The sequence below is a fragment of the Muribaculum gordoncarteri genome (genome assembly GCF_004803695.1).
Classification (GTDB): Bacteria; Bacteroidota; Bacteroidia; order Bacteroidales; family Muribaculaceae; genus Muribaculum; species Muribaculum gordoncarteri.
The window spans coordinates 2,782,929-2,806,928 of the sequence record NZ_CP039393.1 but is presented as its reverse complement, the minus strand read 5'-3'; the positions used below and the strand labels follow the sequence as shown (position 1 = coordinate 2,806,928).

Annotated in this window: 22 protein-coding genes, 1 tRNA gene and 1 pseudogene; 6 read left to right on the top strand and 18 right to left on the bottom strand. The window is 50.4% G+C overall.

All coding sequences use genetic code 11. From position 1 onward, the window contains the following. Positions 1 to 49 precede the first annotated feature (49 nt). The 4 genes from E7746_RS12275 to argS form a co-directional block, all read right to left on the bottom strand. Complete coding sequence (locus E7746_RS12275) at positions 50 to 304, bottom strand: hypothetical protein (protein ID WP_136410988.1); 255 nt, start codon at positions 302 to 304, stop codon at positions 50 to 52. A 136-nt stretch (positions 305 to 440) separates the two neighbouring features. After that, a tRNA-Asp gene (locus E7746_RS12270) sits at positions 441 to 514 on the bottom strand. 245 nt (positions 515 to 759) lie between these two features. Beyond that, positions 760 to 1,464, bottom strand: coding sequence for a Bax inhibitor-1/YccA family protein (locus E7746_RS12265; RefSeq protein ID WP_136410987.1), 705 nt, complete (start codon positions 1,462 to 1,464; stop codon positions 760 to 762). 79 nt (positions 1,465 to 1,543) lie between these two features. After that, a complete protein-coding gene (gene argS / locus E7746_RS12260) occupies positions 1,544 to 3,328 on the bottom strand; it encodes an arginine--tRNA ligase (RefSeq protein WP_123394732.1) in 1,785 nt (594 codons plus the stop codon). Between the two features lie 160 nt (positions 3,329 to 3,488). Between argS and E7746_RS12255 the strand changes: the two genes are divergently transcribed. Beyond that, the gene (locus tag E7746_RS12255) at positions 3,489 to 3,914 is read left to right on the top strand and encodes a DUF4405 domain-containing protein (RefSeq protein ID WP_168184383.1); all 426 of its coding nucleotides are present in this window, start codon (positions 3,489 to 3,491) and stop codon (positions 3,912 to 3,914) included. Between the two features lie 33 nt (positions 3,915 to 3,947). Here E7746_RS12255 and E7746_RS12250 read toward each other — a convergent pair whose 3' ends face one another. Continuing rightward, complete coding sequence (locus E7746_RS12250; RefSeq protein WP_123394730.1) at positions 3,948 to 4,817, bottom strand: RsiV family protein; 870 nt, start codon at positions 4,815 to 4,817, stop codon at positions 3,948 to 3,950. 199 nt (positions 4,818 to 5,016) lie between these two features. On the opposite strand from E7746_RS12250, the gene E7746_RS12245 reads away from it, so the two are divergent. From E7746_RS12245 to E7746_RS12235, 3 genes are all read left to right on the top strand, one after another. Next, the gene (locus E7746_RS12245; RefSeq protein ID WP_123394729.1) at positions 5,017 to 5,748 is read left to right on the top strand and encodes a NigD1/NigD2 family lipoprotein; all 732 of its coding nucleotides are present in this window, start codon (positions 5,017 to 5,019) and stop codon (positions 5,746 to 5,748) included. A gap of 132 nt (positions 5,749 to 5,880) precedes the next feature. Beyond that, a complete protein-coding gene (locus tag E7746_RS12240; RefSeq protein WP_123394728.1) occupies positions 5,881 to 6,432 on the top strand; it encodes an RNA polymerase sigma factor in 552 nt (183 codons plus the stop codon). A 17-nt stretch (positions 6,433 to 6,449) separates the two neighbouring features. Then, on the top strand, positions 6,450 to 7,718 hold the full coding sequence (locus E7746_RS12235) for an outer membrane beta-barrel protein (RefSeq protein WP_123394727.1): 1,269 nt from the start codon (positions 6,450 to 6,452) through the stop codon (positions 7,716 to 7,718). Between the two features lie 242 nt (positions 7,719 to 7,960). On the opposite strand, the pseudogene recA reads toward E7746_RS12235, so the two are convergent. From recA to pyrH, 4 genes and pseudogenes are all read right to left on the bottom strand, one after another. After that, positions 7,961 to 8,995, bottom strand: a pseudogene (gene recA / locus E7746_RS12230) (recombinase RecA); the annotation flags it as partial. Between the two features lie 24 nt (positions 8,996 to 9,019). Beyond that, entirely contained in the window at positions 9,020 to 9,487 is a 468-nt protein-coding gene (gene bcp, locus E7746_RS12225) for a thioredoxin-dependent thiol peroxidase (RefSeq protein ID WP_135946866.1), read from the bottom strand. 177 nt (positions 9,488 to 9,664) lie between these two features. Next, a complete protein-coding gene (gene frr, locus E7746_RS12220; RefSeq protein WP_123394724.1) occupies positions 9,665 to 10,225 on the bottom strand; it encodes a ribosome recycling factor in 561 nt (186 codons plus the stop codon). Between the two features lie 35 nt (positions 10,226 to 10,260). Beyond that, entirely contained in the window at positions 10,261 to 10,971 is a 711-nt protein-coding gene (gene pyrH, locus E7746_RS12215; RefSeq protein WP_123394723.1) for a UMP kinase, read from the bottom strand. 74 nt (positions 10,972 to 11,045) lie between these two features. On the opposite strand from pyrH, the gene E7746_RS12210 reads away from it, so the two are divergent. Further along, on the top strand, positions 11,046 to 11,798 hold the full coding sequence (locus E7746_RS12210; RefSeq protein ID WP_136410986.1) for a tetratricopeptide repeat protein: 753 nt from the start codon (positions 11,046 to 11,048) through the stop codon (positions 11,796 to 11,798). Here the strand turns inward: E7746_RS12210 and E7746_RS12205 are convergent, their stop codons facing one another. The 3 genes from E7746_RS12205 to E7746_RS12195 all read right to left on the bottom strand — a co-directional run bounded on the left by E7746_RS12205 (position 11,799) and on the right by E7746_RS12195 (position 16,076). Continuing rightward, positions 11,799 to 13,181 (bottom strand): alkaline phosphatase, encoded by a 1,383-nt coding sequence (locus E7746_RS12205; protein WP_136410985.1) that lies wholly within the window; start codon positions 13,179 to 13,181, stop codon positions 11,799 to 11,801. 60 nt (positions 13,182 to 13,241) lie between these two features. Further along, positions 13,242 to 14,420, bottom strand: coding sequence for an IS4 family transposase (locus E7746_RS12200; RefSeq protein WP_136409686.1), 1,179 nt, complete (start codon positions 14,418 to 14,420; stop codon positions 13,242 to 13,244). 135 nt (positions 14,421 to 14,555) lie between these two features. After that, the gene (locus tag E7746_RS12195) at positions 14,556 to 16,076 is read right to left on the bottom strand and encodes a GH3 auxin-responsive promoter family protein (protein WP_136410984.1); all 1,521 of its coding nucleotides are present in this window, start codon (positions 16,074 to 16,076) and stop codon (positions 14,556 to 14,558) included. 90 nt (positions 16,077 to 16,166) lie between these two features. Here E7746_RS12195 and E7746_RS12190 point away from each other — a divergent pair, with 90 nt between their 5' ends. Then, entirely contained in the window at positions 16,167 to 16,514 is a 348-nt protein-coding gene (locus E7746_RS12190; protein ID WP_136410983.1) for a hypothetical protein, read from the top strand. A gap of 6 nt (positions 16,515 to 16,520) precedes the next feature. Here E7746_RS12190 and E7746_RS12185 read toward each other — a convergent pair whose 3' ends face one another. The 6 genes from E7746_RS12185 to infB form a co-directional block, all read right to left on the bottom strand. Beyond that, entirely contained in the window at positions 16,521 to 17,675 is a 1,155-nt protein-coding gene (locus E7746_RS12185; protein ID WP_136410982.1) for an N-acetyltransferase, read from the bottom strand. A gap of 30 nt (positions 17,676 to 17,705) precedes the next feature. Beyond that, the gene (locus E7746_RS12180; protein WP_136410981.1) at positions 17,706 to 18,539 is read right to left on the bottom strand and encodes a protein kinase domain-containing protein; all 834 of its coding nucleotides are present in this window, start codon (positions 18,537 to 18,539) and stop codon (positions 17,706 to 17,708) included. Positions 18,540 to 18,802: 263 nt separating this feature from the next. Further along, complete coding sequence (locus E7746_RS12175; RefSeq protein ID WP_136410980.1) at positions 18,803 to 19,885, bottom strand: mannose-1-phosphate guanylyltransferase; 1,083 nt, start codon at positions 19,883 to 19,885, stop codon at positions 18,803 to 18,805. 98 nt (positions 19,886 to 19,983) lie between these two features. Then, the gene (locus E7746_RS12170; protein ID WP_238337186.1) at positions 19,984 to 20,412 is read right to left on the bottom strand and encodes a D-Ala-D-Ala carboxypeptidase family metallohydrolase; all 429 of its coding nucleotides are present in this window, start codon (positions 20,410 to 20,412) and stop codon (positions 19,984 to 19,986) included. A gap of 78 nt (positions 20,413 to 20,490) precedes the next feature. After that, positions 20,491 to 20,964, bottom strand: coding sequence for a 2-amino-4-hydroxy-6-hydroxymethyldihydropteridine diphosphokinase (folK, locus tag E7746_RS12165; RefSeq protein ID WP_168184382.1), 474 nt, complete (start codon positions 20,962 to 20,964; stop codon positions 20,491 to 20,493). Between the two features lie 2 nt (positions 20,965 to 20,966). Continuing rightward, positions 20,967 to 23,984, bottom strand: coding sequence for a translation initiation factor IF-2 (infB, locus tag E7746_RS12160; protein ID WP_136410978.1), 3,018 nt, complete (start codon positions 23,982 to 23,984; stop codon positions 20,967 to 20,969). Between the last annotated feature and the right edge of the window lie 16 nt (positions 23,985 to 24,000).

Sequence of the window (24,000 nt, the reverse complement as noted above, 5' to 3'; positions counted from 1 at the left end):
ATGTTGCTATAATCGTATTGATAAATCACTTATTATCCATACTGTTGGCTTATTCATTGCTAATCATTTCCCAGTGGCCGCCTTTCTTAGAGCCGACATAATGTACTATGTCAGAGAGTGCGGCGAGTTCGCGTTCAATTGTCTTGGTGGCGACATCAGACTTTCCCGTTTCGCGCGTTTGGAGGTCAAATGTTACTTTGACGGAATTGATAGTTGTTTCGATGTGTATAGGTCGACCCGTTACTTCTTGCCAACGTTTGAGTTTACTGAGTCCGTAGCCGAGATTCTCTGACAGATGTGCCAAACGGAACAACTTTTTTGCAATTAGCCCCAATTAGTCTTGGGTCTTGGCACTTCCGGGGATGGTGTAGGGGCATAAAAAAGAATGAGTAAACGTAAACCCGAAGGTTTGACGCATACTCATTCTCCTCTCTCCTCAGCGGTGCGTACGGGACTCGAACCCGTGACCCCATGCGTGACAGGCATGTATTCTAACCAACTGAACTAACGCACCAATATTTTTTAGAGATTATGCTCGCGGCCTCTGCCGTTTTGCGAGTGCAAAGTTAATCACGTAATTTGATATATGCAAGAGTTTCGCCTGAAAAATCGCAAAAATTTTTCATTTCATCCATTTTGCGGGTAAGGGATGGTGCGGTATTATGGAAATATGACAATCGAGCCCGATAATGCAACAGCACCGTTGAGCCGCATGTGGGCTCAATGGTGCTGTGATGTGGTGGATGCAATCCCGAGCTCTTAGTCGCGTGATGAGGCTCCGAAGAATCTCAACAGGAACAAGAAGAGGTTGATGAAGTCGAGATAGAGTGTGAGCGCTCCTATGGTTGCGAGTCGACCGTCGGTGGCTCCGATTCCGCTCTCGGCCCACTGCTTGATTTTCTGGGTGTCCCAGGCTGTGAGGCCTACGAATATGATCACACCGGCTATCGACACTATCCATTCAAGTGTTGAGTTGGCCCAGAAGATGTTGACAATCATAGCTATGAACAAGCCTATGATGGCCATTGTAAGGAATGAGCCTATCTTGGTCAAGTCACGCTCGGTGAAGTAGCCGTAGATACTCATGGCGCCGAATACACCAGCTGTGATGGCGAATGTCTTGAAGATCGACACCGGGGTATAGGCCATGAAAATGAAGGCAAACGTTACACCGTTGAGCAGTGAATAGAGGTAGAATATCAGTGACGCGGTGCTTGAATTCATTTTGTTGATGGCGCCCGAGAGGCTGAACACGAGCACCAGCTCAAGGATGGCGATTCCCCAGTAGACCCATGAGTGGGTTGCCAGGAACATGCCTATGCCGGGAATAACGGTGCATGCCCATGCAGCTAACGCTGTTACAATCATGGCCAGGAACATTTTAACGTAGACGCGCTTCATGACGCCTGACACGTGACTGTCGAGGGCCTGATTGTTGTAGGAATTGAGGTTGTAATTGTTCATGATTGATAATAATTGTTGTATAGAGAGATAACGCATAACTGCGATTAAGTGGCATCGCAGAGGTGTTAAATAAGTTAAATTACATTCTTTCGGGGACTTCGATGCCAAGCAGCGACATTCCACTGCGCACGACTCCGGCCACGCATTGGCTCAGAGCGAGTCGCAGTGCGCGCACTGCAGCATCGGGCTCGTTAAGAATAGTGTAGTCGTGATAGAACTGGTTGTACTCCTTCACGAGATCGTAGACATAGTTGGCTATGAGAGCGGGCGAGTAGATGCGTCCGGCCTCGGCTACCGTTGCGGGGAAGTCGGCGAGGTGCTGGATGAGCGATATCTCCTTCTCGTTGGGCTCGACCATGTCGTAGCCAGTGGCGGTGTATCCGGCTTCGGCGGCCTTGCGGAGCACTGAGCGGATGCGTGCGTAGGTGTACTGGATGAAAGGACCTGTGTTGCCGTTGAAGTCGATCGACTCCTTGGGATTGAAGGTCATGTTTTTGCGCGGGTCAACCTTGAGGAGGAAGTATTTGAGCGCGCCCATGCCCACGATGCGGGCTATCTCGTCGGCCTCCTCGGGGGTGAAGTCACCCTTTCCGCGTTCGGCCGATACTTCGCGTGCGCCCTGTATCATCTCGTCCATCAGGTCGTCGGCGTCGACCACTGTTCCCTCGCGGCTCTTCATTTTGCCCTCGGGGAGCTCGACCATTCCGTAGGAGAAGTGCACGAGGTCCTTTCCCCACTTGAAGCCGAGTCGGTCGAGAAGCAGCGATAGCACCTGGAAGTGATAGTTCTGCTCATTTCCTACGACATATATCATCTTGTCGATGGGGTAGTCCTGGTAGCGGAGCTTTGCGGTGCCTATGTCCTGGGTCATGTAGACCGAAGTGCCGTCGCTGCGCAGAAGTAGCTTGTGGTCGAGTCCGGCATCGGTAAGGTCGGCCCACACCGAGCCGTCGTCCTTGCGATACATGATGCCTTTTTCAAGACCTTCGAGCACTTTGTCCTTTCCTTCGAGGTAGGTGTTGCTCTCGTAGTATATCTTGTCGAAGTCGACTCCGAGTCGCTTGTAGGTTTCGTCAAATCCGGCATACACCCAGTTGTTCATCATCTCCCACAATGAACGTATTTCGGGATCCTTCTGCTCCCAGCGGCGCAGCATCTCACGCGCCTCAAGCATCAGGGGCGATGCCTTTTCGGCCTCTTCCTGAGTCATGCCTTTATCCATGAGCTCTTTCAGTTCGGCCTTGTAGTGCTTGTCAAAGAGCACATAGAAGTCGCCGATGAGGTGGTCGCCCTTCTTTCCGGTCGATTCGGGGGTTGCGCCCTCGCCCCACTTGCGCCATGCGAGCATGGACTTGCATATATGGATTCCGCGGTCGTTGACGATGTTGGTTTTTACGACACGGTTGCCGCAGGCCTTGAGTATCTGTGCAAGGCTGTAGCCGAGGAGATTGTTGCGAATGTGGCCGAGATGGAGAGGCTTGTTGGTGTTGGGCGATGAATACTCAACCATTACCAGCGGACTGTCGGCATCGGCTTTCTTGAATCCGTAGTCGGGGGTTTCCTCGATGTGTCGCAGCATCGAAGTGAAGTAGGTAGGCTCGATTACGATGTTCAGGAATCCCTTGATGACATTGAATCGATTGACGGCGGGTTCGTTTGCAACGAGCCAGTCGCCTATTTCGGTTCCTACTGCTTCAGGCGACTTGCGTGCGGCCTTTACCCAGGGGAAAACAACGATTGTGAGATTGCCTTCAAACTCTTTCTTGGTCGTTTGCGGCACTATCGACGACGGGTCGGCATCGACTCCGTACAGAGCCTTCACGGCATGCGCTACGGCTTGTGCTATGATGTTATCTATTGACATGTCGTAATAAATGATGTGATTTCGATTTGCAAAGATAGTGCATTTATTTATATTTCAGAAATTTCGGGCCGTCCGATAGATACAAAGTGGCCGACCGATGTTCTGCATAAATCAATTCAGGGCAATCGGGTGTTATGACAATAACCGTAAACGTTCAGTCATGAATAAGAACTTAAAGACTATCATTGACAGCGCGTTGGTGCTATGTTTTGTTGTGGTGCTGACGACGGGTGTAATGCTGCACCTTAAAAAGCATGGCATAATAATAGAGCCGCGTCCCTTGTTGAAGATGCTGCATTACTGTACAGGCTTTGTGATGGTGGCGCTTACCGCTGTCCATGTGGGAAACTACATCAAGTCATTCAAGGCTTTGAGCGTGAAGTATCCCTACACCGTGATCAATTCACAGGTGTTGATGGTGATGCTTGCAATCGTCTTTTTGACGGGGCTTGTCAAGCTGTTGTCGCCCGTGAAGATACTCAATCTCGGACTGTGGCACTATTGGCTCGGCATCATTATGTCGGTAGCCGCCGTGATTCATTTGTGGCGAATGTTGCCGTGGCTGATGCGCAAATACCGCCGTTAACATTTATTGTCGAACCGGCTCTAATGTCGCTGGCTATCGGGTCGATGCGTCGTCGGGCATAACTGTGGCCTTGGCGGTAGGGGTGAGGCTGGAAGCGATTGAGTCAAGCGGCAGCACACATGACGGCATTCCCGCAGCGTAGGGCGATATTTCATACTGCTGGTAGGTCACCACCAGCCCTTCGGCATCAAATAGCGGCGGTGTCACGGGAAGCTTGATCGAGTCGGGGCTTACGATCAGTCCGTCATCCATTGTCCATCCGCTTTCAGGCGTGAAAAACTGCTTGGCGAGTTCCCGCTTTATCATGGCGATAACGGCCGGCTCATCGTCACGCTTTATCGTGTTGTCCCATGTCAACATTGTTCCGTCGGCCTTGGAGAATGTCGCGGGCTGGAACATAGAGCCTCCATGCGCTCCGCCGAGATAGCAGTAGCTGTTGAAGCAGTAGGTAATATATGATGGTGCAGTATACACGGTGTCGATTGAATAGTCGAAAGTGTAGTTGATGCTGAATCCCTTCATGCTGTTGAAATCGCGGCGTGACGAGTTAAGTAACGAGTCGCAAGCAAGCTTTGCCATTTCCGGCACATTGTTCTGCATCTCCTTAGTTATAGTGAATGAAGGTGTCGAATTGTCTTTGTAAGAATATGCCAGCCTGTCGGCTATCCAGGCTCTCACCGAGTCATCGACTGTGTTATCGCCTGTGGGGTACATAACGCTTATCTTGCACAAAGCCTTGCAGCTCCCATTGGCCGTTATGGAATCGTAGATTTCAACAGAGTCCAGGACCATGCCGTTGGAAGAAATTTCTTCATCCGGCCGGTCGTTTTTCTTTACTCCACAACTTATCATGCTGCTGATTAATATCGCAGCCGCTAATACAAATGTACCTTTTTTCTTCATGCCAAATAAAATGTTTTTGAACTAATGTAAAGTTACGAATTTGGACATAATGGTAATGGAATATAATTGTCAAAAATAATTAAACCTGCTTTGGGGGATTCGGTTGCAATTATTCGGTTGAAAAAAAATAGCTGTTTGATGCAAGAATTCCGGGACATTGTGATTTAATGAATAGAACAACCAATCAAATACAATAGACATGAATAAATTTAAACATTTCATCACTCCGCTTCTTTTTGTGGGATTGGCCGTAACATTCCAGTCATGTTTGGACGATGACGACGATAAGGCTATGTATCATCCCACCGCCTTGGTTACAGTAGAACCGGCTGACGACGAATCATTCATCATGCATCTCGATGACAACACTATTCTTCAGCCCGTAAATATGGCTAAGTCGCCTTATGGCAAGAAAGAAGTGAGAGCGCTTGTGAATTTCTCGGAAACCGTGGCTCCTGAAAATGGCGGCAGCTTCCGCAAGGTCTACGTAAACTGGCTTGACAGTATACGCACGAAGCGCCCTGTGCCGACGACCGACATCAATGATTCCAAATTCGGTAACGACCCCGTGGAGATTATGCGTGACTGGGTTACAGTTGCCGAGGACGGATACTTAACCCTGCGTGTGCGCACACGTTGGAACAATCCGTCGGCAGTACACGAGCTCAACCTGCTCACAGGAGTTAATCCCGAAAATCCCCATGAATTTGAACTGCGTCACAATGCTCACGGCGACACTAACGGAGAGTGGGGCGACGGACTCATCGCATTCAATCTCAACGGCCTTCCCGAGCTTAACGGCACTATAAGCATAAAACTGCGTTGGAAGTCGTTCTCGGGCGAAAAGACATCGGAGTTCAGCCTGAGGATGCGCGACGGCAAGCAGCCGCAATTGCTTGTCGAACAGCTCAGCGACATTAACATCAAGTAAAAGCCTGTACAAGAAAATTCGGGAATTCTCCGTTAACAATAAAGTGAAAACCCGATAATTGGAGCGTGGGCAGGCGGGATTCCCATCTCATCGGAATCCCGCCTATTCTCCTTTAAGCCGATATTCAAGATAATGACAGTGAATGCTAACGACAACGAACGATTGTTGGTAAGTGGTGTCCGCCGAGGTGATACTGCTGCCATGAAAGCTGTCTATAAACTTCACATTCGTTATCTTACGGCTGTGTGCTCACGCTATATCATCAATCCCGAGGATGTAAAGGATATTCTGCAGGAAAGTTTCATGAAAGTATTCTCGGCCATCGATACATTCGAGTATCGGGGCGAAGGTTCTTTAAAAGGATGGCTCACGAAAATCGTGATAAACGAAACGCTGCGATTCATACGTCGCAACAGCCGATTAGATTTTCAGGAAATAACCGAAGCCGAGGCATCAATTCCCTACGAGGATCCGCGCCTCGACGACATGGATGCCGAAGTGATATACCGGTTCATCAGGGAACTTCCCGACGGGTACCGCACGATATTCAATCTATTCGTAATCGAAGGGAAGAGCCATAAGGAAATATCGGAGATGCTTAATATAAAAGCTAACACTTCGGCGTCACAGCTTTTCAGAGCAAAGGCCATGCTTGCCATGAAAATAAAGCAATATCAGAAATAATTACAATTTGCACCACTATGAAAGAGGAATGGCTGAAACACATACATGACAAAATGTCAAGCTTTGAGGTCGACGAGCCTGACGGCCTTTGGGACGACCTGCGACGCAATGTCGCCGCTCCGATGCCTGAAGCGTCACGCCACGTGATGCCTATATGGATAAAAAGAGCCATCCGCATTGCTGCCATGCTCGCTATTGCCGTTACGACTGTTGTGCTGATTACGCGCAATGACGACGACCTCTCTACCGACCAAATCACACAAGCCGCCGGCACCTCTTCCGGCAATGCTGAAAACAAACTTTTATCATCAACATATATAGAACCCGATTTGTGTTCATCGCCGACTGTACCACCGGCAGTACATAAATCATCATATATTCCGGTTGAAATGTCAACCGAAATAATACCGGAATATGGAAATGATTGTGATTCGGTCAAGCCTGAAAGCTCCGGTGAAGTTGCCGGTAACGATAAGGGCGAGTCAACGACTAACGAATCCAAGCCGGAAGGTCGGCCGGTTCCGAAGGTAAACGATGAGAAATCCGACCGGATATACAACAACAGGCGTATGAGCGCGACAAAACGCTGTGATGCAAATTCTGGACGCTTGTCGCTTGGAGTGTTTACATCGGGTAGTCCCAACTTATCGAATAACCGCCTGGAATATGCCGGAAAAGTCACCGGTGTACTTGGTGCCGACAAGGCGTCATGGGAGGATAATCCCATGCTCGGTATACTTCTGTTCAATCAGGGACAAGATGTGGCCAATGAAGTGAAACATCGTTTGCCGGTAAGGACGGGACTTTCATTTGCCTATCGCATCAACGATCGCCTGTCAATCGAGAGCGGCCTGTTGTACACGCTTCTAACCTCCGACCTGAAGTACGGAAGCGAAAGCCACTACATCGCGGGGCAGCAGAAGCTGCACTATATAGGAGTGCCTGTAAATGCACGTTACCGGGTGCTGTCCTGGCGTTCATTTGACCTCTATGCCTCGGCCGGAGTGCTTGCTGAAAAGTGTGTTTCGGGAAAAATAGAAAGGGATTTTATTCTTGACAATCACGCTACACAATCCGAGAAAGAGGATGTAAAGGTTAAGCCTCTGCAATGGTCGGTAAATGCCTCGGCAGGATTGCAGTTCAACATCACACGCGCGTTAGGCATCTATGCCGAGCCGGGCGTAAGCTGTTATATCGACAACGGTTCGCCTGTTGAAACAATCTACAGCGAACGGCCTCTTAACTTCAATCTAAACGTAGGATTGCGATTCACATTGGGTGACTGACCGGTACATATACAGAAAGGTCGAAGCACCATCAATAGATGCTTCGACCTTATGATGTAGTAGTAAAGTAGTGTCGTTTAATCGTCCTGTGCGTCCTCTTCTATAGAGAAGTCGTCGGGAAACTCTTCATCGTTGAAGTCGAGTTCAAGTTCATCGGCCTCCTTTGCTTTGGGGGCGGCCTCTTCTTTCTTGGTCTTTATGGTTATTTTGGCTTTCCCCGACTTGTTGCCTTTCTCGGCGGCTTCCTTCATCGCTTCCATAATCTTGGCTTCAAGTTCGTCGGCAAGTTCGGGATTGTCGGCAATCACACGCTTTGCGGCATCGCGACCCTGGGCTATCTTTGTGTCGCCGTAGCTGAACCATGAACCGCTCTTGTTGATGATGCCATACTCCACGCCGAGGTCGATTATCTCGCCCGACTTTGAGATGCCTTCGCCAAACATGATGTCAAACTCGGCACGCTTGAATGGGGGAGCCACCTTGTTCTTTACAATCTTGACACGTGTGTGGCGTCCGAGTACATCCTCGCCGTCCTTGATGGTGGTGGTGGGGCGTATGTCGACGCGTACCGATGCGTAGAACTTCAGCGCGTTACCTCCGGTAGTCGTTTCGGAGGGACCGAACATCTGGCCTATCTTGTCGCGGAGCTGGTTGATGAATATACAGGTGGTGTTGGTGCGCGATATGGTTCCGGTGAGCTTACGCATGGCCTGTGACATAAGGCGGGCCTGAAGTCCCATGTTGCGGTCGCCCATGTCGCCTTCGATTTCGCTTTTGGGAGTGAGTGCTGCAACCGAGTCGATGACTATTATGTCGATTGCCGAGGAACGAATGAGCTGCTCGGTGATTTCGAGAGCCTGCTCTCCGTTGTCGGGCTGTGAAATGAGCAGATTATCGACATCGACACCGAGCTTCTCGGCATAGAAGCGGTCAAATGCATGTTCGGCATCGATGATTGCGGCTATTCCGCCACGTTTCTGAGCCTCGGCGATTGCGTGTATTGCGAGCGTGGTTTTACCTGACGATTCGGGGCCGTAGATCTCGGTGATTCGTCCGCGGGGGAATCCTCCCACACCGAGGGCGAAGTTCAATCCTATCGAGCCGGTTGGAATCACTTCGACATCCTCCACATTGTCGTCGCCGAGCTTCATGATGGCTCCGCGACCGAAGTTTTTGGCTATCTTCTCCATTGCCTGCGACAGGGCGTTGAGCTTGGCGGCTGCGGCTTCCTGTGCGGGGTCGTTTTTCTTTATTGTTGCTTTCTTGGGCTTTTCCATGTAGTGCTGAGCGTTTTTAAGGGTTTATGACTGTTGGCTTTCGGCGAGCAGCTTCATTATCTGCGCGGCGGCGTTTTTGGTGTCGACTTTGTTGATTATATGGGTCACGCGGTGGTCGGCATCGGTGATGAATGTCGTGCGCACGGTACCCATGTATTCGCGTCCGGCCATTTTCTTTTTCTGCCACACTCCGAATGCCTGGTTCAGCTCGGTCGACGGGTCGCTGATGAGGGTAAAGGGGAGTGAATATTTTTCGGCAAACTTTGCATGGCTTGCCGACGAATCCTTGCTGACTCCGATCACCTCGTAACCGAGATTGCGCAATGAGTCGTAGCCGTCGCGTAGCGAACAAGCCTCGGCCGTGCAGCCGGGGGTGTTGTCCTTAGGATAGAAATAGATTATCAGGGGCTTTCCGGCAAAGTCGGTTGACTTTACTTCCTGCCCTTGGGCATTGACTCCGAGGAGAGTGGGGATGGTGTCGCCTGTTTTCATTGTTGTCAAGTGTTTTTGTTGATTTACGATACAAAGATAGTGACTGCCTTGCGCCGAAATGCCGCCCATGACAGTTAAAAGTTGCTAATAAGCAGCATCGTTGAGCAGTACTCAAAAAAAGATAGAGGGCAATAACTCCCGTGGAAGTCAGTGCCCTCGTTCAGGATTGAAAAATCGTTATACGGTGAGAATTTCTTTTTCTTTGGCGGCGAAAAGCTCATCGATTTTCTTGAGATACTTGTCGTGGAGCTTCTGAACCAAACCTTCGGCATCCTTCTCGACATCCTCGGGCATTCCGAGCTTCACTGCCTTTTTAAGACCGTCGATTGCATCGCGGCGAGCGTTACGTACCGATACCTTGGCGTTTTCAGCCTCGCTTTTCGACTGCTTCACGAGTGCTTTACGACGCTCCTCGGTAAGCGGCGGGATTGAGATGCGTATTACCTCGCCGTTGTTTTCGGGTGTGATTCCGAGTTCGGAATTGATGATGGCTTTCTCAATCTCCTTGAACATCGATTTTTCCCATGGAGTGATGGTGATTGTGCGGGCATCGGGCACGCTTACGTTGGCCACATTGGAAATAGGAGCTGCGCTTCCGTAGTATTCCACGCGGATTCCGTCAAGAATTTTGGGATTGGCTTTTCCTGCGCGAATGTGGGCAAGTGCTTCGTCAAGATATGCCACGGCCATTTCCATTTTTTCCTCGGCGGGGTCGAGGTAGGTCTTTACGTCGGTCATAGTTTTAATGATTTATGTAGTTATTGATTTTATTCTTAATACACGAGTGTGCCTATGGGCTCGCCGGCAAGCACCTTGGCAAGATTGCCCGGGCAGTCCATGTTGAACACGATTATGGGAAGGTGATTCTCCTTGCAAAGTGCGGTAGCGGTGAGGTCCATCACCTTTAGTCCGCGGGTGTAGACTTCATCGTAGGTTATTTCCGAGAACTTTTCGGCAGTGGGATCCTTCTCGGGGTCGGCGGTGTATATGCCGTCGACGCGGGTTCCTTTGAGCATAACCTCGGCCTCGACTTCGATTCCGCGCAGTGCCGAACCGGTGTCGGTAGTGAAGAAGGGGTTGCCGGTGCCACCCGATATGATGGCTACGGCTCCGTTGTTCATCGCCTCTATCGCACGCCACTTGCTGTAGTGCTCACCGATGGGAAACATGTTTATGGCAGTGAACACCTGTGCGGGTTGTCCTATTGCCACGAGGGCGCTGCTCAGCGCAAGGGAGTTGATTACGGTTGCGAGCATTCCCATCTGGTCGCCCTTTACGCGGTCAAAACCCTTTGACGCGCCCGAAAGTCCGCGGAAAATGTTGCCTCCTCCTATCACGATAGCTATCTGCACACCTTGTGATGCAATTTCCTTTATCTGCTCGGCATATTGGTTAAGGCGCACCGTGTCGATGCCGTGACCTTGAGTTCCGGCAAGTGACTCACCGCTAAGTTTCAGCAAAATGCGCTTATATTTTGTTCTCATAATTCGATAGTTTATGAATTTTAATTGTTTACTTTACAAAGATAATCAAGAGAATTGAAAAACAAAATTATAAGATGTTGAAATTTTCATTTAACGACACGATGAAGTTGTGTATGGCCGTTGTGCTGCTGGTGGGTTGTGCATCGGCCAATGCTGCCGTTACGCGCGATTATGATGCAATAGCCACAAAAGCGGCGCGATTTTTTCATTATCGCGAATGGACCAATGCTGCGGCAATGTACGAGCTTATGATAGAGGATAGTGCGAAAGTATGTGACACCTACGCCCATGCCATAGTGACGGCGGGGATGCGTAATTTGCCCGACTATGAGATGTCGCTTCTGGAGCGCGCCCAATCGCAGTTGATTCCGCTTGACTCGGTGTTTCAGGGTGTCAGGAGAGTGAGTTTCTCTATCGGTCAGTCGTCGTTATATGAGAATTTCCTTTTGCTTGTGAAGGAGCGTCAGCCTTGGCTCACCCGAAGCATCGAGAAGCAACTCCTGAGCTATTACGTGTTTCGATGTAACGCTCCCGAGATAATACGTTATAGCCGGATAATGCTGTCGGGGGCTCCCGACAATGTAGCCTTCATGAACAATCTGGCCTACGGATACATGCTTTCAGGCGATGAGGAGCAGGGCATAACCACCTATAAGGAAATATTGAAGCTGCATCCCGATAATTATGACGCGCTGCTTGTGCTCGGCAACTATTACCGGCAGAAGGGCGACATGGCACAGTCGCGTGAATATCTGGAAAGAGCCCTGACAATAAAGGCTACGCCTTATGTGTCAGAGCTCCTTGGTATCGGTGTCGACAAGCACTGATCAGCGTGTCAAATCGTAGATCAACAATGGGATTTCGATGTTGTTGAGTGCCTTCTTGAAGTTGTCGGCTCCTGCTCCTATGGCAAATACGGGAACGGGATTGGCAGTGTGGTTGCCGCTTATGAAGCTTGTGCCTACATGTGAGTTGAACAGGTCAAACACCTTTACGGCAAACTGGTTGAAGTTGTTGTAAAGGGTTCTTTGGTCCTGACTTTCGCGAGCCACGATTGCCTTGTCAAAGAGCACCTGCAGGTCCTTGGTTTCATTTTCGGTGATGGGTACCGTGGTCCAGAATCCGAGTTTGTCGGAAAGGAATTTTTTCATTTCGTCCCATGACATTGACTCGTTGTTGCGAATGAGCGAGCGACAGTAGTCCGAGAATTTGTCCTTGCTTATGCGCTGTGAGTCGATGAGGTTCAGGTTTACTCTGTTGGTGCGGCTTCCGATTGCCATGCCGCCGGTGTCGTGGTCGGCAGTCACGATTATCAGTGTTTCGTCGGGGTGTTGCTTATAGAAGTCATAGGCCACCTTTATGGCATCCTGAAAGCTTAGTATATCCTTTATTGCAGCTCCGGCGTCGTTGGCGTGGGAAGCATGGTCTATTTCACCGTCCTCGACCATCATGAAGAATTGGTCGGGCGACTGCTTCATGAGGTGGTTGAGAGCGGCCTGAGTCATTTGAGCCACTGTCATTGCCCCCTGAAGTGAATCGACCGTATAGCCTATGGAGTTGTCGTTGCCTCGCTTGTCGGGGTCGGCGAGGAGCATAACGCGGTCGGAACCCAAGAGCGTAACGCTGTCGGGGTTGTGGGTTATTGCATATCCGGCTTTCTTAAGAGCGGAGTAAACCTCCTTGGCCTGTTCGGGTTTGCGCACCCCACGCAGGCTTGCTCCACCGAGGAAGTCGTAGCCCGATGCTGCAGCGTCAAGATTGATTTCATAGAACATGTTTCGGTCGACCTGATGGGCATAAAATGCCGCGGGGGTCGCATCGTCGGCGGCACATGACGATAGTACGGCCACGCCCCATCCGTCGTCCTTGAGTTTGCGTGCTATTGAGATGAGGGGGGGTATGGTGTCGGGAGCAAGACCTATGGTGTAGTTGCGTGTCTTGCTTCCGGTTGACAGTGCTGTACCGGCTGCGGCCGAGTCGGTGATGGGTGCCGATGCGGAGTAGGTTTGAGCCTGTGAAGCTACGGGAAACTGCATCATGAGCAGCGGAGTGTCGTTGCCGAGCACCATGCGGTTGTAGTACTGGGTGGTGTTTACATGGCCCATGCCCATACCGTCGCCGATGAAGTAGAACACATAACGTACTTTTGCGCTTACCGAGAGCGATGCAATCAATGTGATTACGCTTAGGATTATGTAACGTATTTTCATGAGTTGATAATTGATATTATTTATTGGTAATTACTACTGGTGCGATAAAATCGCGTTGGTTTAGAAATCATCAAATAAAGAGATATCTTTGACATTTTGATTTGAATTGGTTGACAAGTCTTGCTTGGTTAGAAGTTGTCGTAACTCGACACGTTCCAAAGCAGAGATTCTGATAAGGGTCGCCACTTCGGTTATAGAATAGCAGCTTTTATAATCGGCCTTTATTCGAGCTACCGTAAGATAGGCAATGACAGCAGTCCAAAGATGGATTTTTACCGCGTTCTCGGAAAATCCCCAAAGGGTCTTCACGACAATATTCTGTTTGATCCATTTGAAGAAAACTTCTATATCCCAGCGATGGCGGTAGAGATTGGATATTTCCAAGGCACTGATTTCAAAGTTATTGGATATGAAATCCACAATTGTGTCATTGTCCGGGTCATATACTCGTACAAACCGCATGTCATCAGGATAGAGTTTACTCGACTTATATCCGGTTACCCGAATACGGGAGTCTTCTATGATGCCTGACTTTGCATTGGGGATTTCCATTTGCCCGATTGTCATGAACTTCATGTTCTCTTTCGGACGGGATACCCAGAATGCCTGTGACTGATGGAATCTGAACAAAGCCTTGAAGTCAACATAAGCCTTGTCCATCACATAGAATGCGAATGGTTCCGGCGAAAGCATGTCAAGTTCGTTGCTGTCATGCCATTTTCCATCGGTAATATGAATGTTTGCCGGTATGCTTCCACGCAAATCAAGCAATGTGTGCATCTTTACAGCGCCTTTGCTGTATTTGCCCAATGCCCATGTCGCAAGTTTTATGCTGGTTGATATGGTTGTGGAGTCCAACGCATAGATTACGTTGTCTATGGTTATCTCGGATAGTTTAGCCTTTGAATACATGGGTCTTACCAATCCTATTAGATAAATTCCCAGTCCCTCAAAAATTCGATAGTCCCGACTTTCGTTAGCCCGCGACAAAGATGTGTGGTTGACTGTTTTCCGAAAACCGAGATGATATAGCATCTTTGAATGGGCCTCCAGACATAGACAGATGTCTCGTAGCGAATCACAGCCCGTCAACAGTCCGAAGAGCAGATGAAGGAGGTGATTGTAACTGTTGAGATTCTTTACATGCCAATCTCCTTTATACAGCCTTACAAGCTTATCGAACTGGTAACGCGGTATAAATTCAATTACCTGGGAGAAAACATACTTACCCTGATTCATAATCTTGATGTTTGGGAACAACAAGACTAATAAATCAATTTCAAATCAAAAAATCAATGTTCTCTTGTATTTGACTAAATATTAATATTTTAATAACAGTGGTAAGATTTTTATCGCACCACTACTAATTGGTAATTATTTGTTGTCGTTGTTGAATTTCAGCATGGGTTCGATGAAGTGACGGTCGTTGCTCAGTCGCGGCACCTTGCGCTGTCCGCCGAGCTTTCCGGTCGAGGCAAGCCATGAGTCAAAGAGTCCTTTTCGGGCTTCGATTACAGTGAGCGGGTCGAGGAAGAGGCCGTCGGTGCGTTTGGCCTGATAGTCGGAGTTCTCGGCCTGCAGGTTTTTGTCGAGGAGTGCGGCAAACTGATTCATGTCGGCCGGTCGGCGGTTGAACTCGATGAGCCACTCGTGACGGCCTCGGGTGTGGTCGCCGGCATAGACGGGAGCGGCCGTGTAGTTGGCTATCGAGCAGTCGAGATCATGGCATGTGCGGGCAATGGCTGCGTCGGCGTTATGTACCATAAGCTCCTCGCCGAATGCGTTGATGAAGTGCTTGACGCGTCCCGCGATGGTTATTTTGAGCGGCTCGACACTCTCTACGGTCACCGTGTCGCCGATTGCATAACGCCACAATCCGTTGCACGATGTGATTGCCAGTGCGTAGGTGTGACCCGGCTCGACTTTCCATGCCGGAAGTGCCTCGGGGAACGGAATGCCGGTCTGGTCGATGGGGATGAACTCGTAGAATGTGGCGAGGTCGAGAAGCAGCATCATGGCGTGGTCGTCGATGTCGTTCTGGAGGGCGAAGAACCCTTCGGACGCATTGTAGGTTTCGAGATAACGCATGCGTGACGGGTCGGTTATCCGGGCATACTGTTCGCGATAGGGCTCAAATGATATTCCTCCGTGGAAAAACACTTCGAGATTGGGCCACACATCGTGAATGGTGTCGGCTCCTGTTCGCTCGATGATGCTCTTTATAACGGTCATGAACCATGAGGGCACACCCGATATGTTGGTGATGTTTTCGTGCATCGAGGCTTCGACAAGCGCCGGAAGCTTTTCGTTCCACTCCTTCATGAGGGCGACACGCTTGGATGGCACTCTCACGAGATTGACCAACGGGTTTATACGGTCGATGAGGTTGGCCGAAAGGTCGCCTACCACAACTCCGCGGGGAAGTGTCAGCTCGTTGGCATAGCTTCCTCCGAGAATGAAGCTCTTTCCGTCGAATATGCGGCTGTCGGGGTAGAGGCTGAGATAGTGTGCCACGACATCAAATCCGCCGCGATAGTGGGTGAGCTTGAAGGAGTCGGCCGTTATGGGGATGTATTTGCTTTTTCCGTCGGAAGTGCCCGATGACTGTGCGAAATGTGTCGTAGCTCCGGGCCACAGGATGTCACGCTCCCCTTGTATCATGCGCTCTACGTTGTGACGCATGTCGGGGTATTCGATTACGGGCACTTTGGCGGCAAAATCCTCGTAGGACGACATGGCGTCAAATCCGTAACGGCGGCCTGTTTCGGTGCGTGACGCGCGACTCAGAAGCCATGCCAGCTGTTGGCGCTGCACAGCCTCGGTGTGCGTCGCGTTGTAGCGTGCAGCCTTTACGCGTCGCATGAAAACCGGCTTGATCAATGAGGTGACACTCATACTAAAATTTCAGACTATTTCAACAAAGGTACGGTAAATTTGTTTAAATTCTATAAATTTGCACTAATTTAAACTTTTTACACAGCAATAATGACAAAGACCAAGACATTCCTTCTTAGCCTTGTTATGGCATTCTTAGCCGTAGGACTCTCTTCATGCGATGATGTGGAATATGACCCCGCCGATGCCCCGTTCCTGGGCTCATGGATTCAAGATAGCGGAGCCACCGGATTCACTTTCTTCTCAAACGGTTCGGGCTACTACACCAACTATTACGACGGCGATGTCGTCGAATTCACATGGGACTATGATGACTGGTATCTGAATATCTACTTCATTGAGGATGAATGGAACTATCAATGGGACTTCACGCCCGATATGGAGCTTGAACTATATGATACCTTCACCTCCCAGACAATCTACTTCTATCCTATTTAAGAGCCGTTAATATTTATTGTCGAACCGGTTCTTAATATCCTTGCGGAATGCCGCGCGACGGCGATGCTGTCGGCGCTCGAAGTATTGCCATTGCAGCTGCACATTCTCGTTGTCGGCCAACTCCGGGTTGCTTTCGGCCCAGCGGTATCCGTTTTTGATGTAGACGGGAAGCAAGTCGGCGAAAAGTAGTGCGTTGACTCCTTTGCTCTGATATTCGGGCTTGACGGCCACGAGCAGCAGGTCGACAACATCGTTGTGCATATACATCGCTTTAAGCAGATGAAGCCAGCCTGTGGGGAAGAGTCGTCCGCGTCCTTTCTGCAAAGCGCGTGACATCGATGGAATCGAGATGCCTACACCTATGAGCTTGTCGTCGCTGTCGACGATGAGGCACACATTCTCAAGACGAAGTATGGGGAGATATATGTCGATGTAATATTCAATCTGCTTCTGTGACAGCGGCGAGTAACCGTAGAGTTGGTCGTAGGCTTCGTTTATAAGCTCAAACAGCGCCACGCCGTACTCCTCCTTGATTTTCTTGGCCGATGTGTACTTGATGGTGCGCACGCCATATTTCTTTTTCACGATTTCGGCTACACGCAGCATCTTCTCCGGGATTTTGTCGGGAACAGTCATGCGATACTCCACCCACTCGGCATCCTTGTGGAAGCCCATGCGCTCCATGTGTCGCGGATAGTAGGGGGAGTTGTAGATGGTGGCCATGGTGCCGAGTTCGTCAAATCCCTCGGTCAACATTCCTTCATGATCCATGTCGCTGAAGCCCATCGGGCCCACCATTGATGTGAGTCCCTGACTGCGGCCCCATTGGGCAAGCGCGTCAAAAAGGGCGTCGACAACTTCCTCGTCGTCGATGAAGTCGAGAAATCCGAATCGAAGGTCACGACTGCCGGTGCGTTCGTTGACAACGGTGTTGATTATGCCGGTTATTCGTCCTACGGGCTTTCCGTCACGATAGGCCATCCATGACTTAGCCTTGCAGTAATCGAATGCCGGATTCTTGTCGGGCGACAATGTTTCGACATCGTCCATTATCAACGGCGGCACATAGTAGTCGTTGTCCTTGTAAAGGTCGATTCCGAATTTTGTATATTTTTTCAGATTGCTTTTTGTCGGGGTTATTTCGCGTATTTCTACAGCCATATATATGTTTTATAGTCGTTTTCGAGAATATTATTTATCTGACGAAGTGTTGGCGGGCATAACCTGCTCAACATTTTGTTGAGGAGTAGTGTAGCCGTCGGGTTTGGGTCGACGTATGTTGAGCCATGCAAGAATCACTATCATTGCCGCCATGAACGCTATGAGCAGGATGTAGAGCTGATTGCTCGAGCGATGCTCAAGGGCAAGATGCAGATCCTGTACATCTTGATAACGCTTCTTGGGGTCGGGATCGGCACAACGCTGTGCTATCTTGCGCAGAGCCGGATACTTTGTGTCGATGTTGTCGAGCGCCTCGTTAAGCACAAGACCGTAATTGTATATGTCCTCCGACGCATCGGCGGGTTCGAGATGACGGAGCTGGTCAAATCCTACATCAATCAGTTTCAGATTGCCGATATTTTCGGTGAAAATGATTGTTTCGGGGCGTATCGGGTGGTGTACGATATGGTTGTTCTGTATATACTCCATTGCATCGACGAGCTCGTGTCGCAGCTTGTCGATTATCGCGGGGGTCACCTTGCCTTCGTTGATGAGCTTGCGCAGTGAGTCGCCGTAGACATCGTCGGTGATTATGCATCGGCCGAGTCCGGGGACATCCTCGAAGTCGTTGATCATCACTATGCTCGGATGGGAAAGATTGTAGCGCACATCAAACTCCTTTTCAATCATGGCCTGAAATTCCGGCTTGTCGGCAAATTCCGGTTTTAGCGTCTTCAGCATTACCCATTTGCCGTGCTTTTTGGCGGTGTACACGAGATAATACTCCTCCTCCCACTCGGGAAGCAGGGTTATTTCAGTCCATTTTTCGGTATTTGGTGCCGGAGGTTCTATGTTCTTGCTCATTCGACAGTTAAACTTTAATTAGCAAAAATACAAAAGCTTTTTTATACTACAGAGGATAATGAATGAAAAAATAGCCCGGTTAACTTTTTATAGTAGTCAACCGGGCTATGTTGTGACGGTATAATCACACTTTAGCGTTATATTTTGCGGATTTTTATTCCCGACAGATAGGGATTTTAATTGTTGAGGCCCGGAGTCCTGTATATACAATCTAAAGGACTCCGAGCCTCTTTATTGGTTGGGATGGATAGTGAGCGGTATGATTAGAGATACTTGTCCTTATAGGATAGCTTCACATCGTTGACATATTGCTTGATGTGCTGCTCCTCCGACTTGGGGCACACGAGCAGTACATCGCCGGCATCGGCCACGACATAATCATGCAATCCGTTTACGACAACGAGTTTGTTGCCGGGCACGGCGAATATGTTGCCCGAGGAGTTATAGGCGAGAACCTGACAGTTCTGAACCACATTTGAGTCGCGGTTTTTGGGCGAATTTTCATACAGGGCGCTCCATGTGCCGAGATCCGACCAGCCGAAGTCGACACACTCTACGTAAACGTTGGAGGCGCGTTCCATGACGGCGTAGTCGATGGAGATGTTTACACATCCGGGGAATTCGCGTTGTATGAAGGCATTCTCTTCGGGAGTGCCGAAAGCAGCCAATCCGTGGTCAAATGTCGAGGTGAGGTCGGGGGCGTAGTTGTGCAGTGCCTCAAGAATCGATTTCACACTCCACAGGAATATTCCCGAGTTCCAGAAAAATTCGCCACTCTCGACAAACACTTTTGCCAAGTCGAGGTCGGGTTTCTCGGTAAATGTCTTTACTTTCAACACATCATCCTCGACAGGCTGTCCGATTTGAATGTATCCGTAGCCGGTTTCGGGGCGCGTAGGCTTTATGCCGAGGGTGAGGAGTGCATCGTGCTTCTCCACGAAGTTGAATCCGAGCCTGATTGACTTTTCAAATTCAGCGTCGCGGGTAATGAGATGGTCGCTCGGTGTAACGATCATTGATGCCTGAGGGTCGCGGGCTGCGATGTGGTAGGCTGCCCAGGCAATGCAGGGGGCTGTGTTTCGACGGGCGGGTTCAAGAAGAATCTGGTCGTCGTTAAGTTCGGGAAGCTGTTCTTTCACCAGCGGTGCATAGTGGCTGTTGGTGACGATTATGATGTTTTCCTTAGGTACTAACGGCGATATTCGGTCGTAACTCATTTGGAGAAGAGAGCGACCGGTGCCGAAAAAGTCGATAAATTGTTTTGGACGGTCAGTACGGCTATATGGCCAAAAGCGGCTGCCGATACCGCCACACATTATCACGCAATATCTGTGATTGTCGGTCATGATATAAAAATTTGGTATTCGATTTTGCTAAGTTAGTAAATTTATCACTAACGACAATTTTAAGTGTGTTCAAAATTACAATAGATTCTTAACTTTTGTTAAAAGGCGACATGAATCCATAGTCCCCCGTGCTCCGAAATCAATTCGACATGCGGGAGTTGCGACAGTATCTCCAAGAGTCGTCGATTGTCGTCGATATTGCCTGTGGTTATGTCGGCCGCCCGGCCGCTAAGGTGATAGGAGCGTTTCGCACCGCCCACCATGGAGTTGAGCCTCGAGCACCGATATCCGCTGTTGACGATTATCTGTTTCTGTAGCAGGTTTCGCGCAGGCTCGAGAACATTGTCGATGAGGCGCTGCATGTTGAGCACCGCTTCGGGAGGGGGAGTGTTGTCAATGCCATGGCGCAGTGCGATGGTGCTTCGTGAGAGCTCGGCGATGGTGAAGTGGCTTACGGCCTCTTTGGCTTTTAACGGAGTGGCTATCTCCATTGTGGCTATTACGGCGATGGGAATGTGTGTTTTCATTGCAGAACAGTAGTTGGTGGTTGTGCCTGCAAAGATAGTGTGGGGGATGCTTCGATTTCACCCCATAATGTCGCGAAGCTACAATGAGGTCATTGAATCGAGCAATTCCTGTGCTGTGAGGTCGAGAATCGGATGCCGCCAATCGGGCCACAGAAGTGCGAGAGGACGCAGTACAAACTCCCTGAGGTGCATGCGGGGATGTGGAAGCGTCAGCGATTCGGAGTCGATTATGAGGTCGTCGTAGGCTATGAGGTCGATGTCGATTATGCGGTCGACATAGTTGCCGCTCCCGTCGCGATGCGATGCCGAGGATATCGACTTCTCTATGTCGAGCAGCGACTTGAGCATTTTTTCAGGTGGCATGGAGGTCATGATCACGATGCCCATGTTCATGAATCGGTTGGACGACTTGTAGCCCCACGGGTCGCTTTCGATGATGGGCGAGCGCCTTGCGGGAGAACCGCATAAATGCTCAATCAGGGCGACCGCCCTGCCGATTGCAGTTTCGCGATCGCCCTGATTGGAACCTATGTTTATGTAGACTTTATGCAAGATTAGAGTTGCTTCTTTACTTCAACTTCCTCAAACGCTTCAATGAAGTCGCCTTCCTGAAGATCGTTGTAGCCTGCTATGCTTAGACCGCAGTCATAACCCGTAAGCACTTCCTTTACATCGTCCTTGAAGCGTTTCAGAGAGCCGAGCTCGCCGGTGTAGCGCACGATACCTTCGCGAATCAGGCGCACCTTGCAAGAACGCTTGATTTTTCCTTCGCGCACGATTGCTCCGGCGATTGTGCCCACCTTGGAGATGTGGTAGGTCTGCAATACTTCGGCAGTACCGAGCACCTCTTCCTTAAGCTCGGGTGCAAGCATTCCGGCCATTGCGTCCTTGACCTCCTCGATGGCTTGATAGATAACCGAATAGAGTCGTATTTCAACGCCTTCACGCTCGGCGGCACGACGGGCGGCCTGTGAGGGACGCACCTGGAAGCCGATGATGATAGCGTCGGATGCCGCAGCAAGAGTGACATCGCTTTCCGAAATCTCGCCCACAGCCTTGTGAAGCACGTTGATCTGTACCTCTTCGGTCGAAAGCTTGATGAGTGAATCGGACAGGGCCTCAATCGAACCGTCGACATCGCCCTTGACGATGATGTTGAGCTCGTGGAAGTTGCCTATGGCGCGACGACGGCCAATCTCCTCGAGGGTTGTACGCTTGTTGGTGCGTAGTCCGAGTTCGCGCTGAAGCTGTTCGCGCTTGTTGGCTATTTCGCGGGCTTCCTGCTCGGTGGCCATTACATTGAATGTGTCGCCTGCGGTGGGTGCTCCGTTAAGACCGAGTACAAGTGCGGGAACTGCCGGACCGGCCTCCTTTATGCGCTGGTTACGCTCGTTGAACATAGCTTTCACCTTTCCGAAGTGAGTTCCGGCAAGGATTATGTCGCCAACGTGGAGAGTTCCGTTCTGGACAAGCACTGTGGCTACGTAACCGCGACCCTTGTCGAGCGACGACTCGATGATTGAGCCTGTTGCGGGACGGTCGGGATTGGCTTTAAGGTCGAGCATTTCGGCTTCAAGGAGCACTTTCTCCATGAGTTCGTCGACTCCGAGGCCCTTCTTGGCCGAGATGTCCTGCGACTGGTATTTTCCGCCCCAATCCTCAACGAGGTAGTTCATGGCTGCGAGCTCCTCCTTGATCTTGTCGGGATTGGCGGTGGGCTTATCAATCTTGTTGATGGCAAATACTATAGGCACGCCTGCTGCCGATGCGTGGTTGATGGCCTCAACGGTCTGGGGCATCACGTTGTCGTCGGCTGCGACGATGATAATACACAAGTCGGTGACCTTGGCTCCGCGGGCACGCATGGCGGTAAACGCTTCGTGACCGGGTGTGTCAAGGAATGTAACGCGTCGGCCGTCGCCGAGCTTGACATTGTAGGCTCCGATGTGCTGGGTTATACCTCCGGCCTCGCCTGCAATCACGTTGGCGTTGCGGATGTAGTCGAGCAGCGAGGTCTTACCGTGGTCCACGTGTCCCATTACGGTGACAATCGGCGGACGGGTGGTAAGGTTGTCCTCATCATCCTCTTCCTGATGTATGGCTTCAACCACTTCGGCTGAAACGTATTCGGTCTTGTAGCCAAACTCCTCGGCCACAATGTTTATGGTTTCGGCATCAAGGCGCTGGTTTATCGACACCATTACGCCGAGATTCATGCACGTTGCGATTACGTTGTTGATGGGTACATCCATCATTACAGCGAGGTCGTTGGCTGTAACAAATTCAGTGAGCTTCAGCACCTTGCTCTCAGCTGCTTCCATTTCGGCAGCTTCGCGCTCGCGTGACTGGAAGGCCTCGCGTTTTTCCTTACGCCACTTCGCGCCTTTCTTCTGGCCTTTGTCCTTGTTGGTGAGGCGTGCAAGCACTTCTTTTACCTGCTTCTGAACATCCTCCTCATTGGCTTCGGCGTGGATGGGTCGCTTGTTGCGCTCCTTGGATTTGGGCGCTCTTTCGCGTTCGCATTCACGGTCGCGTTCGCGATCTCTGTCGCGCTCACGGTTGCGTTCGTGGCGAGAACCTCCCCCTTGTCCTTTTTCCGAATCACCGCCACGCTGTGAGGGCTGCTGGTTGGATGTCTTTTCGATGTCGACCTTCTCCTTGCCGATGCGACGACGCTTTTTGCGGTCGCCCGACTGCTGTGCACCTGCACCACCCTGGGCGTTCTGGGCTGCACGATCCTTGGCTATACGCTCGTTGCGACGCTCTTCCTTGCTCTTTTTCTTGGGACGAGTCTGCTGGTTGATGGCCGACAAGTCGATTTTTCCGATTACGTTGAGCTGAGGACCTGAAACGGTGCGCTCCATTGTGAACACATCGTCGGAGGCTGCGGGCTCATCCTGAACCGGCTCCTTCTGGGGCTGAGGCTTGGGCTCTTCTTTGGGCGCGGGAGCTTCGGCTTTTTTCATCTCGGGCTTGGGAGCTTCGGGCTTTACCTCGGCACGAGGCTCCTGAACGGGCTTTGCAGCGGGTTCGGGCTTTTCGGGCTTGGGCTCGGCTTTAGGTTGGGGCTTGGGCTCGGGCTTCGGTTCAACCTTGGGCTCGGGTTTGGGCGTTTCTACAGCCTTAGGCTCGGGCTTGATTACCTCGGGTTGGGGCTGAGGCTTGGGCTCAGGTTTAGGTTCAGCCTTGGGTTCGGGCTTGGGAGTTTCTACAGCCTTGGGCTCGGGCTCCGATTTCTTTACGGGCTTACCGTGAGCGTCAAGGTCGATGTGTCCCACTACCTTGGGCTTGATTGTGGTTGTGGGGATTTTTATCTCCTTAGCCTCGGGCTCGGCTTTGGGTTCGGGTTTTACCGCTCTCTCTTTCTGGCGGTCGGACGAGAGCTTCTCCGACTTGCTCTTTTGAGCTTTATCGCTGCTGTAAGCCGCTACCAACAGGTTGTAAGCATCCTCATCGATACGTGAATTGGGATTCATGTCGATGTTGATGCCCTTGGATTGAAGAAATTCAATTACTGTGGGAAGGGCAATGTTTAAATCTTTTGCTACTTTGCTTATCTTTATTCTCGCCATATATGTGAAAAGGGGG

Excerpts from the sequence above, each read along its gene's own strand:
- E7746_RS12235 (WP_123394727.1), top strand. The coding sequence starts at position 6,450 with ATGAAAGAGGAATGGCTGAAACACATACATGACAAAATGTCAAGCTTT.
- E7746_RS12190 (WP_136410983.1), top strand. The coding sequence starts at position 16,167 with ATGACAAAGACCAAGACATTCCTTCTTAGCCTTGTTATGGCATTCTTA.
- bcp (WP_135946866.1), bottom strand. The coding sequence starts at position 9,487 with ATGAAAACAGGCGACACCATCCCCACTCTCCTCGGAGTCAATGCCCAA.
- E7746_RS12240 (WP_123394728.1), top strand. The coding sequence starts at position 5,881 with ATGACAGTGAATGCTAACGACAACGAACGATTGTTGGTAAGTGGTGTC.
- frr (WP_123394724.1), bottom strand. The coding sequence starts at position 10,225 with ATGACCGACGTAAAGACCTACCTCGACCCCGCCGAGGAAAAAATGGAA.
- E7746_RS12175 (WP_136410980.1), bottom strand. The coding sequence starts at position 19,885 with ATGACCGACAATCACAGATATTGCGTGATAATGTGTGGCGGTATCGGC.
- E7746_RS12265 (WP_136410987.1), bottom strand. The coding sequence starts at position 1,464 with ATGAACAATTACAACCTCAATTCCTACAACAATCAGGCCCTCGACAGT.
- E7746_RS12255 (WP_168184383.1), top strand. The coding sequence starts at position 3,489 with ATGAATAAGAACTTAAAGACTATCATTGACAGCGCGTTGGTGCTATGT.
- infB (WP_136410978.1), bottom strand. The coding sequence starts at position 23,984 with ATGGCGAGAATAAAGATAAGCAAAGTAGCAAAAGATTTAAACATTGCC.
- E7746_RS12185 (WP_136410982.1), bottom strand. The coding sequence starts at position 17,675 with ATGGCTGTAGAAATACGCGAAATAACCCCGACAAAAAGCAATCTGAAA.
- E7746_RS12170 (WP_238337186.1), bottom strand. The coding sequence starts at position 20,412 with ATGAAAACACACATTCCCATCGCCGTAATAGCCACAATGGAGATAGCC.
- argS (WP_123394732.1), bottom strand. The coding sequence starts at position 3,328 with ATGTCAATAGATAACATCATAGCACAAGCCGTAGCGCATGCCGTGAAG.
- E7746_RS12195 (WP_136410984.1), bottom strand. The coding sequence starts at position 16,076 with ATGAGTGTCACCTCATTGATCAAGCCGGTTTTCATGCGACGCGTAAAG.
- E7746_RS12205 (WP_136410985.1), bottom strand. The coding sequence starts at position 13,181 with ATGAAAATACGTTACATAATCCTAAGCGTAATCACATTGATTGCATCG.
- E7746_RS12250 (WP_123394730.1), bottom strand. The coding sequence starts at position 4,817 with ATGAAGAAAAAAGGTACATTTGTATTAGCGGCTGCGATATTAATCAGC.
- E7746_RS12210 (WP_136410986.1), top strand. The coding sequence starts at position 11,046 with ATGTTGAAATTTTCATTTAACGACACGATGAAGTTGTGTATGGCCGTT.
- E7746_RS12200 (WP_136409686.1), bottom strand. The coding sequence starts at position 14,420 with ATGAATCAGGGTAAGTATGTTTTCTCCCAGGTAATTGAATTTATACCG.
- E7746_RS12245 (WP_123394729.1), top strand. The coding sequence starts at position 5,017 with ATGAATAAATTTAAACATTTCATCACTCCGCTTCTTTTTGTGGGATTG.
- E7746_RS12180 (WP_136410981.1), bottom strand. The coding sequence starts at position 18,539 with ATGAGCAAGAACATAGAACCTCCGGCACCAAATACCGAAAAATGGACT.
- pyrH (WP_123394723.1), bottom strand. The coding sequence starts at position 10,971 with ATGAGAACAAAATATAAGCGCATTTTGCTGAAACTTAGCGGTGAGTCA.